The organism is Nitrospirillum amazonense, from assembly GCF_007828045.1.
Lineage (GTDB): Bacteria > Pseudomonadota > Alphaproteobacteria > Azospirillales > Azospirillaceae > Nitrospirillum > Nitrospirillum amazonense_C.
In genome coordinates this window covers 216963-234628 of sequence record NZ_VITN01000008.1, presented here as the reverse complement: position 1 = coordinate 234628, position 17666 = coordinate 216963, and the positions used below count along the sequence as shown (strand labels likewise).

The following is a 17666-nucleotide window of genomic DNA, read 5'->3' as shown; positions in this document are numbered from 1 at the left end:
GCCCGTCCGGCGGCGGTCTATGGCAGCGTAGCTCAGTGGTAGAGCAGGGGAATCATAATCCCTTGGTCGGGGGTTCAAATCCCTCCGCTGCTACCAATTCGGTGGTGTCTAACCCGCACCGGCCGCTTACACGAACCCCTGGGGCGACCTGCACGGACCCCAGGGGTTTGTTGTTTCCAGAACATCCCGACAGTGCTTACTGCCCCACGGTGTTGCCGACCGACCCCGGTTCCGGCGCCTCCCCTCCCAGGACACGCACGAACAGCAGTTCGTCGCCCTCGCTGCTGGCCAGCGTCAGGGTATCCAGGTCGCGGCCGGGATCACGGTCGCGGGTCAGGGTGGTGGCGTTGGCCAGAACGTTCAGGTAGTCCTGCTCCAGCTTGGCGCGTTCCGGCGACAGGCAGGCCATGCGGGTGGTGGCGGCCGGCAGCACCTGCAGATACCCCCCGCCCAGGGTGTAGCCGCCGCGATAGCGGTTGCAGCCGGCGCTGCCCGACAGGATGTTGGCCGCCCCGTCGCGGCTGAAACGAATGCTGATCGGCCCGCCGTTGCCGCCGGGCATGAGGGGATAGGCGCCGCCGTTGCGCTGCTGCCAGTGCTGCAGTTCCCATCCCGTGCCGGCCAAATCCTCCGCCGAGACGTTGGACACGGGCGTGGGCATGGAACACCCCATCAGGGCCAGAGCCGCCAGGCACGTGATCGCGACGGTACGCAGCATCCTCTATCCTCCCCCAGGTGTCGGCAAGCCCTTGTTCCGCATGCCGAATGTGATGGGACCAGACTACGCGCGGGCAAAACCGCTGGCGATACGCCCTTATGCGTGCGCCGTCCGGCTAGGGGGCCTTGCCCTCCGGCCTAAGCGGGTCCGTTGCCCGATCCGCCTCAGGTAACGGCAGCGTGCATCAGGCGGCTGATGCCACCCAGGACCAAACCATCGCTGCGACCCGCGAAATAGCGGGGATTCAGCTCGGCCGGCCCCACATCCTCCAGCGCGCCGAAGCCCAGCCCGCGCAGGTCGGCCGCCAGCGCGTCGGGGGTGAAGAAACTCCGCCACGGCTCCCCCTCCGCCGCCGCGCGGTCGACCATGGCCTGGAAAGTCACGCGCTGCGCCTCGGTCAGGCGATCCGGCGGCAGGCTGTAATCGAAAACGATGGCGCTGCCGGCGGGCAGGGTCGCCACACGACGCAGCGTATCCAGGATGGCGTCCCGCGTCAGATACATGGTGACGCCCAGCCAGGCGACGAAGGCCGGCCGGTCCCAATCGAACCCGGCGCGGGTAAGGCCGTCCGTCAGGGTGTCGCGCTCGAAATCGATGGCGGCATAGGCCACGCCGGCGGGCGGCACGATGCCCGCAGCCTCCAGCATCGAGCGCTTCCACGCCTGGGTCGCCGGGTGATCGACCTCGAACACCCGCACACCGGGATGGGGGTTGCGATAGGCGAAGGTATCGAGGCCGGCGCCCAGCACCACGTACTGGTCCACGCCAGCGGCCACGGCCACCGCCAGCCCATCCTCGGCGAAGCGGCTGCGCGCCACCAGAGACGCGCGCAGGAAACGGGCGGGCGGCGCGTGCAGCCGCGCCTCGTCATCCCGGATGCGCGCCTCGGCGTCCGGCCCCAGGATAGGCAAGGCCACCGGGTCGGCGAAGATGACGGGTGCATCCACCAGTTGGTGCGCCGCCCGTAACGCGGCGACCACCAGGGCGGTACGGCTGGGACGGCCGGCTTCCATGGCAACTCCGATCCAGAAGGAAGGGAGGCCACACTACCACAAAGGGAAAGGGCTAGGCCGCGCCCACGATCCAGCCGCCGCCCAGCACGCGGTCGTCCTGGTAGAAAACGGCGGCCTGGCCGGGGGCGACGCCGAACTGGGGCTGGTCCAGTTCCACGGTGGCGCCACCCTGGGCATCCAGGAACAGGCGCGCCGCCAGGCCCGGCTGGGCGGAGCGCAACTTGACCGTCACCGGCACGCCGTCGGCCGGCGCGGCGCCGCCCAGCCAGTTGACCTCGCGCACGGTCACGCGCGTCCGGGCCAGGGCCGCGCGCGGGCCCACCACCACCTGGGCGCTGGCGGCATCCACCCGCACGACGTACAGCGGGTCGGTATCACCACCCGGTTCCACCGCCAGGGTGGCGTTGCCGCCCAGGCCCAGGCCCTTGCGCTGGCCCACGGTGTAGTTGATGACGCCCTCATGCCGGCCCAGCACGCGGCCATCGACATGGACGATGTCGCCCGGCGTCACGGCACCAGGGCGCAGGCGGTTCACCACGGCGGCGTAGGAGCCGTTGGGAACGAAGCAGATGTCCTGGCTGTCGGGCTTGTCGGCCACCGGCAGGTTGTAGCGGTCGGCCAGCGCCCGGGTTTCCGTCTTGGGCATGCCGCCCAGGGGGAAGCGCAGGAAATCCAGCTGCGCCTGGGTGGTGGCGAACAGGAAGTAGCTCTGGTCCTTGGACGGGTCGGCGGCGCGGTGCAGTTCCGCCCCGCTGGCGCCCTGCACCCGGCGCACGTAATGGCCGGTGGCCAGCGCCTCCGCCCCCAGGTCGCGGGCCTGGTCCAACAGGTCGCGGAACTTGACCCGCTGATTGCAGCGCACGCAGGGGATGGGCGTCTCGCCGCGCAGGTAGCTGTCGGCGAAATCCTGCATCACCGCGTCGGAGAAACGGGATTCGTAGTCCAGCACGTAGTGGGGGATGCCGATGGTCTCAGCCACGCGTGAGGCGTCGTAGATGTCCTGGCCGGCGCAGCAGGCCCCCTTGCGCCCCACGGCCATGCCGTGGTCGTACAGCTGCAGGGTGACGCCCACCACGTCGTATCCCTCCTCTTTCAGGAGGGCCGCGGTGACCGAGCTGTCCACCCCGCCGGACATGGCGACCACCACGCGGGTGTCGGCCGGCGCCTTATCGAAGCCTAGGGAATTCATGGGCCCGCATATGGGCCAAGACGCGCCAAAGCGCAAGCGCGGCCTGGCGGTCATTCCCGCAAGGCCGGCCTGTGCGTTTGGAAAATCAATGGGGCAAGCGGCGCTGGGCGCCGGCTTACTTGGCGCCAGGCAGCTGCACGACCAGGCCGTCCAGCTCTTCGGAGATGCGGATCTGGCAGCCCAGGCGCGAGGTCTTGGTCAGGCCGAACGCCAGGTCCAGCATGTCCTCCTCATCTTCCTTGGCATCCGGCAGCAGATCGTACCATTCCGGCGCCACGACGACATGGCAGGTGGAGCAAGCCAGCGAGCCCTCGCAGGCGCCTTCCAGATCGATGTTGTGCCGACGGGCGACCTCCAGGATCGACAGGCCCAGCGGGGCATCCACCTCGCGGCGGGTTCCATCGGTCTCAACGAACGTCATCTTGGGCATGGCACTGCATCACTCTGATAAGGGTTGGCCTATAAATCGCGACATCAACGGCGGACGCCGCCCGGATCAGCCTGCTTTGGTAGAGGGCGGCGGGCCACTTGTAAAGATGGCGTCACGCATGCCGGCCGCCAACGGGGCGCCCGTGACCGGGCGCGTCATGGAACCGACACGGACGGCGCTGTATGAAGGGCGAAAATTGCGCCCCATGACAGACAAGGCCCGCCCCAATGCCGTTGCTTCGCTGGTTGTTGCCATCGTTCCTGGCCCTTTCCCTGGCGGCCCAGCCCGCCGTCGCCGCCAAGCCCCAGGCCACAAAAACGGCACCGGGCGATGGTCCCCAGGGCATCACCCACCTGAATCCCATCGCCCTCGAGTACGGCGTCAACACCCTGGACAACTTCGCCCCGGACGGACGGACGGCCATCGTCGTCCGTGCCTGGCGCGATAACGGCAACGCCTGGGGCCACGCCAGCTACATGGTGATGATGAAACCGGCCGGCGGCGACCGCCACGGCTGGAACCTGGTGTCGGTCGAGGCGGAGACGCCGCCCGGCGTGGCGGAAATCGTCCGCGACAGCCCGCACACCGGGGAGGACGCCGTGCGCTCCGTCGTCTTCGCCCACGGCACGGTGGAGGGCAAGCCGCAGACCCTGCTGCTGATCGCCACCCGCAAGATGGGTGACTCCGTCCCCGATCCGGCCCCCACCACCATCGCCGTCTACCAGCTAACCGCCAACGCCCAGGATGACGACCCCGTGGGCACCACCGCCGACACCTTCCACCGCATCCGCAACTGGCAGACCAAGAGGCCCTATTGCAGCAGCGACGCCGCCCTGGCAACCGAACTGCACATCCCCCGCCCCGCCGACAGCGAGGCGCCGGAGACGGCCGACGGCTGTTCCTGATCCCGCCCCAATCCCCGCTTCCACCAGGATCCGTAATGGCTTAGCTTGACGGCCAAACGATTGGGGCGCCGGACCGCCCGCAATGGGATTTGGCTGGATGGGGAATGGCATGACGATGGGCAGGGTCGCGGGGCGCGCGGTGGCCGCCTTGGGTTTGGCGTTGACGCTGGCGGGGTCGATGTCGGCACCCGTGGCCCTGGCCCAAGGGGCGGGCCAGGGGGCGGCGCAACAGGGGCAGGACAAGCCCTACAGCGTGCCGGAGCACTATACCAAGTACGAGTACCGCGTTCCCATGCGCGACGGCGTGGAACTGTTCACCGTCGTCTACGTGCCCAAGGACCAGTCCAAGACCTATCCCTTCCTGATGGTGCGCACGCCCTATGGTGTCGGCGCCCGGGTGGGCAAGGAGCTATGGTACGGCAGCGAGGCCTATCCCAAGCAGCTGGGCCCCTCACCGGATTTCGACAAGTCCGGCTACATCTTCGTCTTCCAGGATGTGCGCGGCCGTTTCATGTCCGGCGCCAGCTGGGTGGAAATGCGCCCGCACATCGACGCCAAGAAGTCCAAGACGGACACCGACGATAGCAGCGACATGCACGACAGCGTGGATTGGCTGCTGAAGAACGTGCCGGGCAACAACGGCAAGGTCGGCATCTGGGGCATCAGCTACCCGGGCTTTTTCACCTCCGCCAGCATCATCGACAGCCACCCGGCCATCAAGGCCGCCTCCCCCCAGGCGCCGGTGACCGACCTGTACATGGGCGACGACGCCTATCACGGCGGCGCCTACATGCTGGCGGCCAACTTCAGCTTCTACGCCGCGTTCAAGCCGCAGAAGAACCCCACCACGGAACCGCGCGGCTGGTCGGATTACGATTTCGGCACCACCGACGGCTATGACTTCTACCTGAGGAAAGGCAGCCTGGCGCAGATCAGCGACCTGTTCAGCAAGGAGGACGGGATCAACTGGCGCGAAATGGTGGACCACCCCACCTACGACGATTACTGGAAGCCGCGCGCCATCGCCCCGCATCTGAAGAACATCAAGGCCGCCGTGCTGACCGTGGGCGGCTGGTTCGACGCGGAGGATCTGCACGGCCCCTTCACCACCTACAACGCCATCGAGGCGCAGAACCCCGGCACGCCCAACAACCTGGTGATCGGCCCCTGGGTGCACGGCGGCTGGGCCCGGTCTTACGGCCGCAAGCTGGGGGCGGTGGACTTCGCGTCCGACACCGGCGACTACTACCGCCGGAACATCCTCTTCCCCTTCTTCGAACAGCACCTGAAGGGCGCGCCGGATGCCAAGCTGGCCAAGGCCACGGTGTTCGAGACCGGCACCAACGTCTGGCGCCAGTACGCGTCCTGGCCGCCCAAGCAGGCGCAGACCCGCACGCTGTACCTGCAGCCCGGCGGCGGCCTGGCCTGGACGGCGCCGGCGGCGGCCAAGAACGGGACCAAATTCGACGAATACGTCAGCGACCCGGCCCACCCTGTGCCCTACGTCGGCTACGTCACCACCGACGTGCCCAAGGAGTACATGGTGGCCGACCAGCGCTTCGCCACCACCCGGCCCGACGTGCTGGTCTACCAGACCGCGCCGCTGGAGGCCGACGTCACCATCGTCGGCCCGGTGTCGCCCAAGCTGTTCGTCTCCACCTCGGGCACCGACAGCGACTGGGTGGTCAAGCTGATCGACGTCTATCCGCAGGACCTGCCGCCCGGCCAAGCCGGCGGGGCGGAGGGATCGACCGACCCCAAGGCCGACGTGCCGCCGCCATCGGTCGATCTGGGCGGATACCAGCAGCTGGTGCGCGGCGACCCGCTGCGAGCCAAGTTCCGCAACAGTTTCGAAAAGCCGGAACCCATGGTGCCGGACCAGGTGACGCCCATCCGTTACGCCCTGGCCGACGTCAACCACACCTTCCGCCGCGGCCATCGCATCATGGTGCAGATCCAGAGCAGTTGGTTCCCCTTGACCGACCGCAACCCCCAGACCTTCGTCGATATCCCCAACGCCAAGCCGGAAGACTTCAAGGCCGCACACGAACGCGTCTATCGCAGCCCCGACTACCCGTCGGCGCTGGAGGTGCGGGTGATGCCGGGGGTGGGGACACCCTGACAGTCCTTCAACGCGGGACGGGGCGCCCTCAGGTCAACGCGGCGCGGGCGCGCGCCGCAGGTCATCGACCAGCGGCACGATGGCCAGCAGCAACAGCAGCAGGGCCAGCGGCACGGTGACGGAAAAGCCGATGACCTTGAAGCCCAGGGCGCCCAGAACCCCGCCGCCGAAGAACGACCCGACCAGGCTGCTTAACAGGCGCAGCTTGGGCAGGTCGGCCTGGACGCGGGCGCCATCCTGGCCCACCGCGTTGACGGCGTCCGCCGAACGCCGGTTCCAATAGAGCATCTTGCCCAGCTCGATCCCGATATCCGTCACCATCCCCGTCATGTGGGTGGTGCGAATACGGGCGCGGGATATCTTGGTGATGATGGCGTTTTGCAGGCCCATGATGAAGCACAGCAGGGGCACGGCGATATCCAGGAAATAGCGGACATGCGGCCGCAGCATGCCCAGCGCGCCGAACAGCAGCAACAGGGCCGCCTCCAGCGACAGAGGCAAGGCGTACTGGCTGGTGTTGGCCCGGCGCCGGCCCCAGTTGATCAGGATGGCGGAACAGGCTGCACCGGCCAGGAAGGCGCCCAGGGCACCCAGCCCCATCAGAACCATGTCCGTGGCGCCCAGCACCAGGTTGTCGGCCAGGCCCGACACCACCCCCGACATGTGCGAGGTGTACTGACCCACCGCCAGGAAACCCCCGGCATTGGTCATGCCGGCGACGAAGCACAAGGCCACGGCCAGCTGCCTATCCTCCCGGTCGCCGCGTTCCGGCGCGATCAGGCGGCGCAGACGGTCGAACAGCCCGGCGGGGCTCGGCCGCCGGGCGGCGCCGTCAAAGGAGGAAACGCCGGTGTAAGTCTTGTCCATGCCCCGCACCCGGTGGCTGCCGGGCGGCCCAGGCGCCGCCCATCCCCGAACATAGCGCCGGAAGGCGGGGGATGATCAAGGATGGGGATCGATGGGGCCGGGAATCAATCCGCGTCAGGCGGCGTCACGGCACCCAGCGCCTCACCCAGCTGCTGGCACAGGGCCAGACGCTCGGCCAGTGCCGGCACGGCCGCCAGATTGTCATTGTGGAAGGCGGCGGACAGGTCCACCAGAGTGCCGGCGATGGCGCCAATGACACCCAGAGTCGCCTGCTCCAGCTGGTCCTCATCCACCGGATTGGCGGCGTGCAGCTCCGCCACCTGGGCCGCCAGATCGGCCATGTCGGCATCCTCCGGCCCCTTGCCCGGCGTTCCCGGCAGATCGCCGTCCGGGCGCACCAGGTCCAGGAGATAGCGGGCGCGGGCCGCGGGGTCGCGCAGGGTGGCGTAGGCCTGTTCCACAGCCTGGCGGTGCCGGTCGGCCAGTGCGCGTTCCTGGGGCCCGCGCGACTTCAGCCGTTCCGGATCCAGGATGCGGGTGAAGCCGGCGCGCTGGCGGTCCAGCACCGCGCGCTCGACATCGAAGCGGCGTTCCAGGTTCAGGCGCGCGAAGGCATCCAGGTCGGCCGGCGGCTGGATGGAGCCGCAGTTGTGGCAGAACAGCGCCCGGCCGGAGACCGGCTTGCCACAGGCCCAGCAATCCCCCATGCCGCCCGGCACCACGCCGGAGACACCCTGTCCCGCCCCCTTGTGCGGGGCTTTGTTCCCACCACTACCCTCGGCCATGCGCCGCCTACCCCTGCTTCACCCCGCCCCCGGGGAGTCATAACCCAGCCCGGCCTTCTTAAGCCAGCCGGGGCGCAACCCTACTGCTGCCGCGCCGTCTGGGAAACGATAGACTGCCTATCCTGTGGCGATAAGTGCGCCTGCTGTGCCGCCGGCGCCGGCATGCGGCGGCCATATAGGGCGATCCAGGCGTCGGCGAAACGCCGCACCTCATCCTCGGTGGTCGACCAGCCCAGGCTGACGCGGATGGCGCAACCGGCCAGATCCGGCCCCATCCCCATGGCCGCCAGCACGTGGGAGGCCGCGACCTTGCCGCTGGAGCAGGCGGAACCGCTGCTGACGGCGTAGCCGGCCAGATCCAGCGCCATCACCTGCGTCTCCCCCCGCCAGCCGGGCGTCACCAGGCAACTGGTGTTGGCCACACGCTCCGCCCTGGCGCCGGCCACCACCAGTTCCGCCGCCGCCGCCCGCAGCCGCGCCTCCAACCCGTCGCGCAAGACCGCCAGCCGGTTGAAGGCGCCGGCGTCGCAGGCCGCCGCCGCCGCGCCGAAGCCGACGATGCCGGCCACGTTCTCCGTCCCCGCCCGCCGCCGCCGCTCTTGACCGCCGCCGCGCAGGATGGGGGCCAGAGGGGCGCCGTCCCACACGGCCAGGGCGCCCACCCCCTGGGGCCCGCCGATCTTGTGGGCGGAAACGGTCAGGTAATCGGGCGCGAGGGCGGCCCAGTCCCAGGTCAGGCGGCCCACCGCCTGGCTGGCGTCGCAGTGAAACAGGGCACCGTGGCGCCGCGCCAGGGCCGCCGCCTCGGCCACCGGCTGGATGACGCCGGTCTCGTTGTTCACCGCCATGAGCGACAGGAAGGCCGGACGGCCGGCGCCCCCCAGCATCGTGTCCAGCGCGCCCAAATCGACCCTGCCATCCGGGGTGACCGGGCAGCGGACGGCCCCCGGGGTTGCCTCCAGCACGCTGGCGTGCTCGATGGTGCTGGTGATGACGGAGCGATCGCCGGCGCTGGCCAGCGCCAGCGCATTGGCCTCCGTCCCGCTGCCGGTGAAGATCAGGGTGGCGGGGGGCAGGTTCAGCAATGCTGCCACCTGACGGCGCGCCACCTCCACCCGCCGCCGCGCCTCACGTCCCTGGGCATGGACGGAGGACGGGTTGCCCGGCAGGGACAGCGCCGCCACCATGGCCGCAACGGCCTCGGGCCGGGGCGGGCAGGTGCCGTTATGGTCGAGATAGGTCGACGGCATCAGGGTGAACCGGTTGGAAGGGACGGTCGAGTCGCTCAGCAGGGTGAGCGGCCGGGCTTGCCGCACTCCTCATCCCCGACGCCGGCCCGGACCATCTGGGGGGCGATCATCTCGGAAGCGACCAGGGGGACGATGGGGGCCGCCTGCTCCAGCTCCTCGATGCGGCGGCTGAGGGTACTGACTTGGTCGGTCAGCGCCTGCAGGGCGCGGGCCACGGGGTCGGGCAGGTTGTTGCAGGGCGTGCCGTAGGCCAGGAACTGGTCCTTTTCCGTCTTGGCCTTGGCCGTGACGGCGCGGGCCGGGATGCCCACCATGGTGGCGCCCGCCGCGACGTCGGCCACCACCACCGCGTTGGCGCCGATGCGCGCCCCGGCCCCGATGGTTATGGCGCCCAGGATCTTGGCGCCCGCGCCGATGATGACGTTGTCGCCCACGGTGGGATGGCGCTTACCCTTGCTGAGCGAGGTGCCGCCCAGGGTGACCGCGTGATAAAGGTGGACGTTGCGGCCGATCTCCGCCGTCTCGCCGATCACCACGCCCATGCCGTGGTCGATGAAGAATCCCTCGCCTATGGTGGCGCCGGGGTGGATTTCGATGCCGGTGCCCATGCGGGCCAGGTGCGAAATGAATCGGCCCAGCGTCGGCCAGCCGTTACGCCAGCAATGGTTGGCCAGGCGGTACAAAAGCACAGCATGTAGGCCCGGATAGCACAGCAGCACCTCCAGGGTGGACCGCGCCGCCGGGTCGCGGGCTTTAATACCCTCGATCTCTTCTTGAAGACGCTTGAACACCGATGCGCTCGCTGTGGTATAAATCGCGCCCGGAATGGTCGTCTGCCATCATTGCAGCCTGGCCGTCCCGAGAAACGGGGGGTCAGATTGTCCGATGCGTCCGCACATGGCTCCAGGAGGCCCAGCCTTGCGATATAAGATCGCGTGCAGGCGGGGTCAAGCGATGCCAGCGCCACGGGCCTCGATGCGGCTGTTTTCCCCCCGTGCGGGTTCCAACGGTACGGGTACCACGTCCCATACAGCAGCGGAAACGGAGCACGATGCCTGAAGTCATCATCAATGGACCGGCCGGCCGGATCGAGGGACGCTACCTTCACGGCAAGTCGACCAACGCCCCCATCGCCCTGCTGCTGCATCCGCACCCGCAGTACGGCGGGACCATGAACAACAAGGTGGTCTACACCCTGTTCCATGCCTTCGCGCAGCGCGGCTTCTCCTGTTTGCGCTTCAACTTCCGCGGCGTCGGCCGCAGCCAGGGCACCTATGACCGGGGCGAGGGCGAGTTGTCGGACGCCGCGTCGGCGCTGGATTGGCTGCAGACCTACAATCCCAACGCCACGGCCTGCTGGATCGGCGGCTTCTCCTTCGGCGCCTGGATCGGCATGCAGCTGCTGATGCGCCGGCCGGAGATCGACGGCTTCGTGTCGGTGGCCCCGCCCGCCAACATGTTCGACTTCAGCTTCCTGGCGCCCTGCCCGTCCTCCGGACTGATCGTCCACGGCGACAAGGACGAACTGGTGCCGGATGCGGCGGTGACCAAGCTGGTCAACAAGCTGTCCAACCAGCGCGACATCAAGATCGACTTCAAGAAGGTCGAGGGCGCCAACCACTTCTTCAACGATCGGTCCGACGCGTTGAACGAGGTCGTGGGCACCTACCTGGACAGCAACCTGGGCAAGACGCTTGCCGCCGAATAAGGCCGGCCCAGACTTTTCCCAAGTGCGCACCCGGCCCGGACGCGCCCTGACGGCGGTTTTCCGGGCCGGGGTTCTTTTATCGTGCGGCGCCGCGCTGGGTTATGCGCCGGCGGCGCGGGCGGTCATCGATGACGCGCCGCCACCCAACCCAACGCTGGTGATGGTTTTCGCGGAACAGCCGCCCGTGCTGAACTGGAACCGCGAGACACGGCAGCCCTATGGCCCCCTGGTCGATACCATGACCCGCGTGGCGGCCCGCGCCGGCCTGACCCTGGTGTGGCAGGAGCCGTGGACACGGCGGCGCCTGCTGACCGATCTGGACGCCGGCCGCCAGCCCCTGTGCACCCTGAACTGGGCGTTGACGTCCGACCGGGCCCGCCGTTTCAAATTCACCGATCCGTTGGGGCCGGCGCCGGATTGGGTGCTGCTGGTCCGGGCCAGCGACCCGCGCATCGGCGCCAACCCCACGCTGGCGGACCTGCTGACCCGCCCGGACCTGGTCTTCGGCTTTTCCGACGGGTCCTGGGCGGACGAACGCTACGTCCAGCCGGCCCTGCGCGCCCAAGCGGGGCCGCAGCCCCGGCCCGACGCGCCCAACCGGGAACGGGTGCGCAGCGGCCACAGCACCCTGGTTGCCATGGTGGCCAAGGGCCGCATCGACTACACCATCATCGACCGCCTGATGCTGGACCACATGCTGGCGGAATGGCACATCCCGCCAGCCGACATGCGCACCATCCCCGCCCCCGATGCCGGCCCCAGCCAGCCGGGCCGCGTCATGTGCACCCTGTCCACCGCCAGCGAGGTGATCGATCGCCTGAACCAGGCCATCGCCGAAGAGGCCCGCGTGCCCCTGGCCGGCGATTGAGGCCTGTGGCCTTGCGCCAACGGCATTTGACCGTGACCGTTCAAATGCCATCCCTCAGTCGCCGGGCGGCCACACCCGTGGCCTGGGCTTCCTCGCGTTTCAGTCCGCTCACGCTCCCCAAAACGCTCCGGCGGACGCGGTCGCGTCCTATAGCGGCATAAGTCGAAATCTCATGCCGCTGGCATTACAGCACCATGCCGCCCGACACCTCGATGCGCTGGCCGTTGACCCAGCGGTTGGCCTCGGTCAACAGGCCGGCGATCATGGGGCCGATGTCCTCGGGCACGCCGGGGCGGCCCAGGGCGGTCATGTCCGACACCCGCTTGTTGACTTCGGGATTGTCGCGGACGATGCCGCCGCTGAAATCGGTCATGACGGCGCCGGGGGCGACCGTGTTGGCGGCGATGCGGCGCTCACCCAATTCCTTGGCCAGGTAGCGCGTCAACACTTCCACCGCGCCCTTCATGGCGGCGTAGGCGGCGCTGCCCGGGAAGGTGACGCGGGTCAGGCCGGTGGAGACGTTCACGATGCGGCCGCCGTCGTTCATCAGGGGCAGCAGCGCCTGGGTCAAGAAGAACACGCCCTTGAAATGGACATTGTAGAGGGCGTCCAACTCGGCTTCCGTCGTGGTGGCGATGGCGTTGTGGTGCGAGGTGCCGGCGTTGTTCACCAGGAAATCGAAGCGCTCCACGCCCCAATCCGCCAGCACGGCCCGGACCTGCTCCGCGAACCCGCGGAAGGTGGCGGACGCACCGGTGTCCAGCCGCAGGGCGGCCGCCTTGGCGCCCAGCCCTTCGACCGCCGCCACCACCTTGTCCGCCTCCGCCCCGTTGGCGTGGTAGGTGAAGATCACGTCCATGCCGTCGCGGGCCAGGGCCAGGACGGTGCTGCGACCCAGGCCGCGGCTGCCGCCCGTCACGATCGCCACCTTGCCCTTTGACATCACTGAATTTTCCGAGGTCATCGCTCATCTCCTTTGAGACTGGGTGTTGACCTGGAAGATAGGCCCCGGCCCGTTTCGCTTGAATGCCGGAACCCTGCTAGTTCTTGCCTGATCCTGCTCGGCTTCCCACTTCCTTGCGTAACGGCCCTTTAGCGAGAGTATGGGACATGTTGGAAGCCCTGGTTGAGGCGGTGACCCGCTACACGGACGCGCAAAGTGGTACCAGCCCTTATCCCACCGCCATCGACGGCTTCATCGTCATGCGCACCAACCAGCAGAAGCCGCCATCGCACATCATCCACAAGCCGGCCCTGTGCCTGGTGGTCCAGGGTGCCAAATGGACGGCCTTCGGCGACCGGCGTTATCACTACCGCGCCGGACAGGCCCTGATGGTCAACATGGAGATGCCGGCCTCCGGCCAGGTCAGCGAGGCCAGCCCCGACAAGCCCTATCTGGGCATCGTCATCCAGCTGGACCTGGGCATCCTGCGCGAGGTGTGGGAGGGGCTGGACCCCCCCTTGCCCGTCAGCGACGCCACCGGCCCCGGCGTCTTCGTCACCGACTTCGATGGCCCCCTGGCCGACTGCGCCCTGCGCGCCGTGCGCCTGCTGGATCGGCCCCAGGCCATTCCGGTGCTGTATCCCGCCATCATGCGCGAGATCTGCTATTGGCTGCTGAGCGGCCCGCATGGCGCGGAGGTCGCGCGCATGACCCTGGCCCAGAACCATACCCAGCGTGTCATCAACGCCATCCACATGCTGCGGACGCGCTTCACCGACGCCATCCGGGTGGACGAGCTGGCGGCCGTCGCCCAGCTGAGCCCATCGGCCTTCCATCGGCATTTCAAGGCCCTAACCGCCATGACGCCGCTGCAGTACCAAAAGCGGCTGCGCCTGCTGGAAGCGCGGCGCCTGATGGTTTCGGGTGCCGCCAACGTCGAGGACGCGGCCTTCCAGGTGGGATATGAAAGCCCGTCGCAGTTCAGCCGCGAATACGCCCGCATGTTCGGCGCCCCGCCCCGGCGCGACACGCAGGCGCTGCGCCGGTTGGAAAGCAGCCGGGCGGCTTGATATCGCCCAGTCCTTTTCCGACGAAGAACCCGGCTGGTTTTGCGGGCCGGCGTTTTATAGGAATGGGGGATGTGATAACAGACGTCTTCCTTTTCGACAGACGTTTCCAGCCGGCAGAGTTCATCCATGAGCAGCGCGTTCCCCTACGCCCCCAAGTCCGAGTTCCTGCGCGTCATGACGGAGCGCGGGTTCTTCCACCAGTGCACCGATATGGAAGCGCTGGATGCCGCCTTCCTGGCCGGGCCGGTGACGGGCTATATCGGCTTCGACGCGACGGCGGACAGCCTGCACGTGGGCAGCCTGGTGCAGATCATGATCCTGCGCTGGCTGCAGCGGACGGGGAACCGGCCCATCGCCCTGATGGGCGGCGGCACCACCAAGATCGGCGATCCGTCGGGCAAGGACGAATCCCGCCAGCTGCTGACCAACGACGCCATCGCCCAGAACATCCTGGGCATCCGCAAGCCCATGGACCGGCTGCTGGATTTCAACGACGGCCCCAACGGCGCCATCCTGGCCAACAACGCCGACTGGCTGGATGAACTGGCCTACATCCCCTTTCTGCGCGACGTGGGCCGCCACTTCACCATCAACCGCATGCTGACCTTCGATTCCGTGAAGACGCGGCTGGACCGGGAACAGCCGCTGACCTTCCTGGAATTCAACTACATGATCCTGCAGGCCTACGACTTCGTGGAGCTGAACCGCCGCTATGGCTGCCAGCTGCAATGCGGCGGGTCGGACCAGTGGGGCAACATCGTCAACGGCGTGGAGCTGGGCCGGCGCGTGTCGCAGGCGGCCCTGTTCGGCCTGACCGCCCCGCTGCTGACCACCGCGTCCGGCGCCAAGATGGGCAAGACCGCCAACGGTGCCGTCTGGCTGAATTCCGAGCGCTTGAGCGACTGGGACTTCTGGCAGTACTGGCGCAACACCGAGGATGCGGACGTGGGCCGCTTCCTGCGCCTGTTCACCGAACTGCCGCTGGATGAGATCGCGCGGCTGGAGGCCCTGCAGGGGGCGGAGATCAACGAGGCCAAGAAGATCCTGGCCAACGCCGTCACCGCCCTGATGCGCGGTGAGGAGGCCGGCGCCGCCGCCGCCGAGACCGCCCGCCAGACCTTCGAGCAGGGCACGACGTCCGAAGGCCTGCCCAGCATCGACGTAGGCCTGGCGGAACTGGAGGAGGGCATCCCCGCCTATGCCCTGCTGCTGCGGTCCGGCCTGGCGGGCAGCAATGGCGAGGCCCGCCGCCTGATCAAGGGCGGTGGCGCCAAGGTCAACGACATCCGCATTGCCGATGAGCAGGCCAAGGTCACTGCCGCCGACATCACCGACGGCGACATCATCAAGCTGTCGTCCGGCAAGAAGAACCACGCCCTGGTGAAGGTCGTCCGCTGATGCCCCTTCACGTGAACGGGGGCCGGGGCATGACCCTGCGCCTGGTGTTGGTCGGCATGGCGGCCCTGGTCGCCCTGTTCGGCACGCTGGGCGTCGTCGTGGGCCTGCGGGTGTCGGCGGTCCTGCTGGGTATCGGCTTCCTGGCCGCCCTGCTGCGGGTATGGACCAAGGTGAAGCCGGAGCGGCGCCTGCGCGCCACCTTGCGGCTGGTGCTGTTCTCCGCCCTGATCCTGGTGCTGATCGAGCGGCTGGCCGTGCTGGGCGGCTATGGCGTGCAGTTGCATGAAGGCCTGCGCCTGGCCTTCGGCCTGGCGCTCTGACCCCCGCCTGTCCTTAGGACTCAAGCGGCGGCGTGCACGGCGCCGCCGCCCGTCCGAACGGCATAGGTGCGGCACCTTGCGGGCTGCCACGAACGTGCCAGACTGTGCCGGTGGGTGGTCACCGGGGGCGGCGCCATCCCGTGGATAGGCAGGGGCGCCATGTCGGGGGACGACAGCGATAAGGGAGCGGCGGCCGCGCGGACGGTCGATACGGCCATAACCGGGGCGCCCGTAACCGTGGCGCCGGTTTCGTCACCGCCGCCGGCCGGCCCCGTGGCCCGTTGCCTTTACCGCGTCCGCGCCAGCCTGGGCCGGTGGATGACCATCGCCTGGACCCTGGCCCTGATGTGGCTGGGCGCCTTTCGGCACCGCGCGGGTGCCGCCCTGTTCGGACGCGCCCGCGCCTGGGGACAGCGCCTGTCCTTGTTCCTGACCCTGACCGGCCCGCAAGCCGCCGCCGGCACCTTGCGCCACTGGCGCGACCGCGCGCTGGACAACGCCGCGCGCCACATGAAGGACCCGCGCGGCACCGGCGTGCGCGCCCACCTGCGCCGCGCCTGGATCGCCGTGGCGGTAAGGACGGGCTATGCCCTGGACCATCAGGCGAACCGTCTGACCTGGCGCCTGGCCCACACCCTGCGGATGCTGGAGCGACAGGCCGCCGCCCCGGCCCGCTTGGGTCCACCGCCCCGAAGGGGCCCGGGCGCCCTGTCGCGCCTGGCCGCCCGCCTCGCGGCCGGTGGCTGGGGCGTGCTGGAAAAGCTGGCCAAGGGCCTGGACGGCGCGGGACGACTGGTTTCGCGGGTCAGCGCGGCAGGCCGGGCGCGTGCCGGCGGGTCCGGACGCGCCATCCTGCGCCTGGGTCGAACCTGGGGGGCGGCCGGCCTGGCGCTGCTGCGCCGGTTTCACGCCCGTCTGCGGCCGGTGATCGCATCGGCCCGGCATTGGCTGGCGCGCCGTCCGCGCCGCGTGGGGCTGATGGCGCGCGACGCCTCGCGGATCGCCGTCCGGACCGCCCTGGTCCGTGCCCGCGCCTATCCTTGGCGCCGCCTGGGCGCCCGCCTGCTGGTACCCGCGCAGTGCGCCGCCGGCATCCTGTTCGGCCTCAGCCTGCTACGCCGGGGCGACACGGTGCACATGCTGGCCGGCGGCCTGCTGGCCACCGCCTTCGTGTTGATGGCCGTCATTTACACCTGGATGCAGGCCCAGCAGCCCAAGGCGGAGACGCTGGGAACGGCCATGGCCGAAGAAGCGGCCGCGCCGGCGCCGGTGGCAGACCTGCCCACCGACAACGCGGTCGACCCGCCGCCCCTGGCGGCGCTGGGGGCGGTGGCGCCGCCTGAGATGGCGCCGCCGGCCAAACCCCGGCGCAAGCGGGCACGGCGGAAGGTCGCGGCGGTGCCGTCGCCCGCGCCCGCACTGGTCGGCGACCTGGCAACGGGCGCCTGAGCCGGGACGGCGCACAAGCGCCGGCTGAAATTGGCCCCCCGCCATCGACCCATAATGGCGTTGATTTGCGTCGCCCCTGCAATACCATGCGCGCTAACACCCTGATTTACAGGGACGCCCAACCTATGGGAACGAACACGGGGGATACTGAAACCATGCTGCGGATCGACGGGCCGGGCGCTGGTGACCGGTTGGACCGCCCCCACCCGCGCCGTGGCGGTCGTGCTGATGCTGGCGCCATGCCCATCGACATCGGCCTCTTCAGTACCGACCCGGGTGCATCGACCTTCGGCGACCATGACGTCATCCACCTGGCCAAGCACCCGCTTCACTTCGGGGAGCAGACCATCGAGCTGGTGGTGAACAAGAAGCCGGCGTTCGTCGGCATCGATCCCTACAACAAGCTGATCGACCGCAATTCCGACGACAACGTGGCGCGCCTGGGCCAATGACGGCGTGAATAACGGCGGTGACGCGGGGCCCTGGTGCCCCCCGTCACTGCCGTTTCCATTCCGGCCCGCAAAATGCCGATGCGAGGCGGATCCCGCCTGTTGCGGGGTGGGATGGAACGGCCCGGCCTGCTAGGGTGCGCCGCGAAGCCGGGGCGTTCGCCCCCAAAACCATATCCGGA

The 17666-nt window shown here is 69.0% G+C and carries 17 protein-coding genes, 1 tRNA gene and 1 pseudogene; 10 read left to right on the top strand and 9 right to left on the bottom strand.

Annotation, left to right across the window (positions count from 1 at the left end; translation table 11 throughout):
* The first annotated feature begins 21 nt into the window (after positions 1-21).
* Positions 22-96: transfer RNA gene (locus tag FBZ89_RS15110), tRNA-Met, on the top strand.
* Positions 97-196: 100 nt separating this feature from the next.
* Here FBZ89_RS15110 and FBZ89_RS15105 read toward each other — a convergent pair.
* From FBZ89_RS15105 to FBZ89_RS15090, 4 genes are all read right to left on the bottom strand, one after another.
* The gene (locus FBZ89_RS15105) at positions 197-718 is read right to left on the bottom strand and encodes an META domain-containing protein (RefSeq protein WP_145750786.1); all 522 of its coding nucleotides are present in this window, start codon (positions 716-718) and stop codon (positions 197-199) included.
* A 164-nt stretch (positions 719-882) separates the two neighbouring features.
* Positions 883-1731, bottom strand: coding sequence for a class I SAM-dependent methyltransferase (locus tag FBZ89_RS15100; protein WP_145750785.1), 849 nt, complete (start codon positions 1729-1731; stop codon positions 883-885).
* A gap of 52 nt (positions 1732-1783) precedes the next feature.
* The gene (mnmA, locus tag FBZ89_RS15095; RefSeq protein WP_145750784.1) at positions 1784-2920 is read right to left on the bottom strand and encodes a tRNA 2-thiouridine(34) synthase MnmA; all 1137 of its coding nucleotides are present in this window, start codon (positions 2918-2920) and stop codon (positions 1784-1786) included.
* Between the two features lie 115 nt (positions 2921-3035).
* Positions 3036-3350: a ferredoxin family 2Fe-2S iron-sulfur cluster binding protein gene (locus FBZ89_RS15090; RefSeq protein WP_040848268.1), complete on the bottom strand. Its 315-nt coding sequence runs from the start codon at positions 3348-3350 to the stop codon at positions 3036-3038.
* A 227-nt stretch (positions 3351-3577) separates the two neighbouring features.
* Between FBZ89_RS15090 and FBZ89_RS15085 the strand changes: the two genes are divergently transcribed.
* Together FBZ89_RS15085 and FBZ89_RS15080 are read left to right on the top strand one after the other, a co-directional pair.
* Positions 3578-4255 carry a hypothetical protein gene (locus tag FBZ89_RS15085; protein ID WP_145750783.1) on the top strand — a complete coding sequence of 226 codons (678 nt, stop codon included), beginning with the start codon at positions 3578-3580 and terminating at the stop codon, positions 4253-4255.
* 109 nt (positions 4256-4364) lie between these two features.
* Complete coding sequence (locus FBZ89_RS15080; protein ID WP_246172234.1) at positions 4365-6377, top strand: CocE/NonD family hydrolase; 2013 nt, start codon at positions 4365-4367, stop codon at positions 6375-6377.
* Between the two features lie 54 nt (positions 6378-6431).
* On the opposite strand, the pseudogene FBZ89_RS15075 reads toward FBZ89_RS15080, so the two are convergent.
* From FBZ89_RS15075 to cysE, 4 genes and pseudogenes are all read right to left on the bottom strand, one after another.
* Positions 6432-7178: pseudogene (locus FBZ89_RS15075) on the bottom strand (YoaK family protein); the annotation flags it as partial.
* A gap of 170 nt (positions 7179-7348) precedes the next feature.
* A complete protein-coding gene (locus FBZ89_RS15070) occupies positions 7349-8029 on the bottom strand; it encodes a hypothetical protein (protein ID WP_145750781.1) in 681 nt (226 codons plus the stop codon).
* Between the two features lie 80 nt (positions 8030-8109).
* The gene (locus FBZ89_RS15065) at positions 8110-9345 is read right to left on the bottom strand and encodes a cysteine desulfurase family protein (protein WP_342780616.1); all 1236 of its coding nucleotides are present in this window, start codon (positions 9343-9345) and stop codon (positions 8110-8112) included.
* On the bottom strand, positions 9315-10070 hold the full coding sequence (gene cysE / locus FBZ89_RS15060) for a serine O-acetyltransferase (RefSeq protein ID WP_145750780.1): 756 nt from the start codon (positions 10068-10070) through the stop codon (positions 9315-9317). Before cysE ends, FBZ89_RS15065 begins: the two co-directional genes overlap by 31 nt.
* A 260-nt stretch (positions 10071-10330) precedes the next feature.
* On the opposite strand from cysE, the gene FBZ89_RS15055 reads away from it, so the two are divergent.
* Both FBZ89_RS15055 and FBZ89_RS15050 read left to right on the top strand, forming a co-directional pair.
* Positions 10331-10987 carry an alpha/beta hydrolase gene (locus tag FBZ89_RS15055; protein ID WP_004271979.1) on the top strand — a complete coding sequence of 219 codons (657 nt, stop codon included), beginning with the start codon at positions 10331-10333 and terminating at the stop codon, positions 10985-10987.
* Positions 10988-11009: 22 nt separating this feature from the next.
* Entirely contained in the window at positions 11010-11855 is an 846-nt protein-coding gene (locus FBZ89_RS15050) for a substrate-binding periplasmic protein (RefSeq protein ID WP_145750778.1), read from the top strand.
* 184 nt (positions 11856-12039) lie between these two features.
* Here FBZ89_RS15050 and FBZ89_RS15045 read toward each other — a convergent pair whose 3' ends face one another.
* A complete protein-coding gene (locus FBZ89_RS15045) occupies positions 12040-12798 on the bottom strand; it encodes an SDR family NAD(P)-dependent oxidoreductase (RefSeq protein WP_342780615.1) in 759 nt (252 codons plus the stop codon).
* A 167-nt stretch (positions 12799-12965) separates the two neighbouring features.
* Between FBZ89_RS15045 and FBZ89_RS15040 the strand changes: the two genes are divergently transcribed.
* From FBZ89_RS15040 to FBZ89_RS15020, 5 genes are all read left to right on the top strand, one after another.
* Positions 12966-13868, top strand: a complete 903-nt coding sequence (locus FBZ89_RS15040; protein WP_145750777.1) for an AraC family transcriptional regulator — start codon at positions 12966-12968, stop codon at positions 13866-13868.
* A gap of 126 nt (positions 13869-13994) precedes the next feature.
* Positions 13995-15266: a tyrosine--tRNA ligase gene (gene tyrS / locus FBZ89_RS15035; protein ID WP_145750776.1), complete on the top strand. Its 1272-nt coding sequence runs from the start codon at positions 13995-13997 to the stop codon at positions 15264-15266.
* Positions 15266-15586 carry a hypothetical protein gene (locus FBZ89_RS15030; RefSeq protein WP_145750775.1) on the top strand — a complete coding sequence of 107 codons (321 nt, stop codon included), beginning with the start codon at positions 15266-15268 and terminating at the stop codon, positions 15584-15586. The genes tyrS and FBZ89_RS15030 overlap by 1 nt, the downstream gene beginning before the upstream one ends.
* Positions 15587-15745: 159 nt before the next feature.
* Positions 15746-17035: a hypothetical protein gene (locus tag FBZ89_RS15025; protein WP_145750774.1), complete on the top strand. Its 1290-nt coding sequence runs from the start codon at positions 15746-15748 to the stop codon at positions 17033-17035.
* 155 nt (positions 17036-17190) lie between these two features.
* Positions 17191-17487, top strand: coding sequence for a hypothetical protein (locus FBZ89_RS15020; protein ID WP_186457380.1), 297 nt, complete (start codon positions 17191-17193; stop codon positions 17485-17487).
* Positions 17488-17666 lie beyond the last annotated feature (179 nt).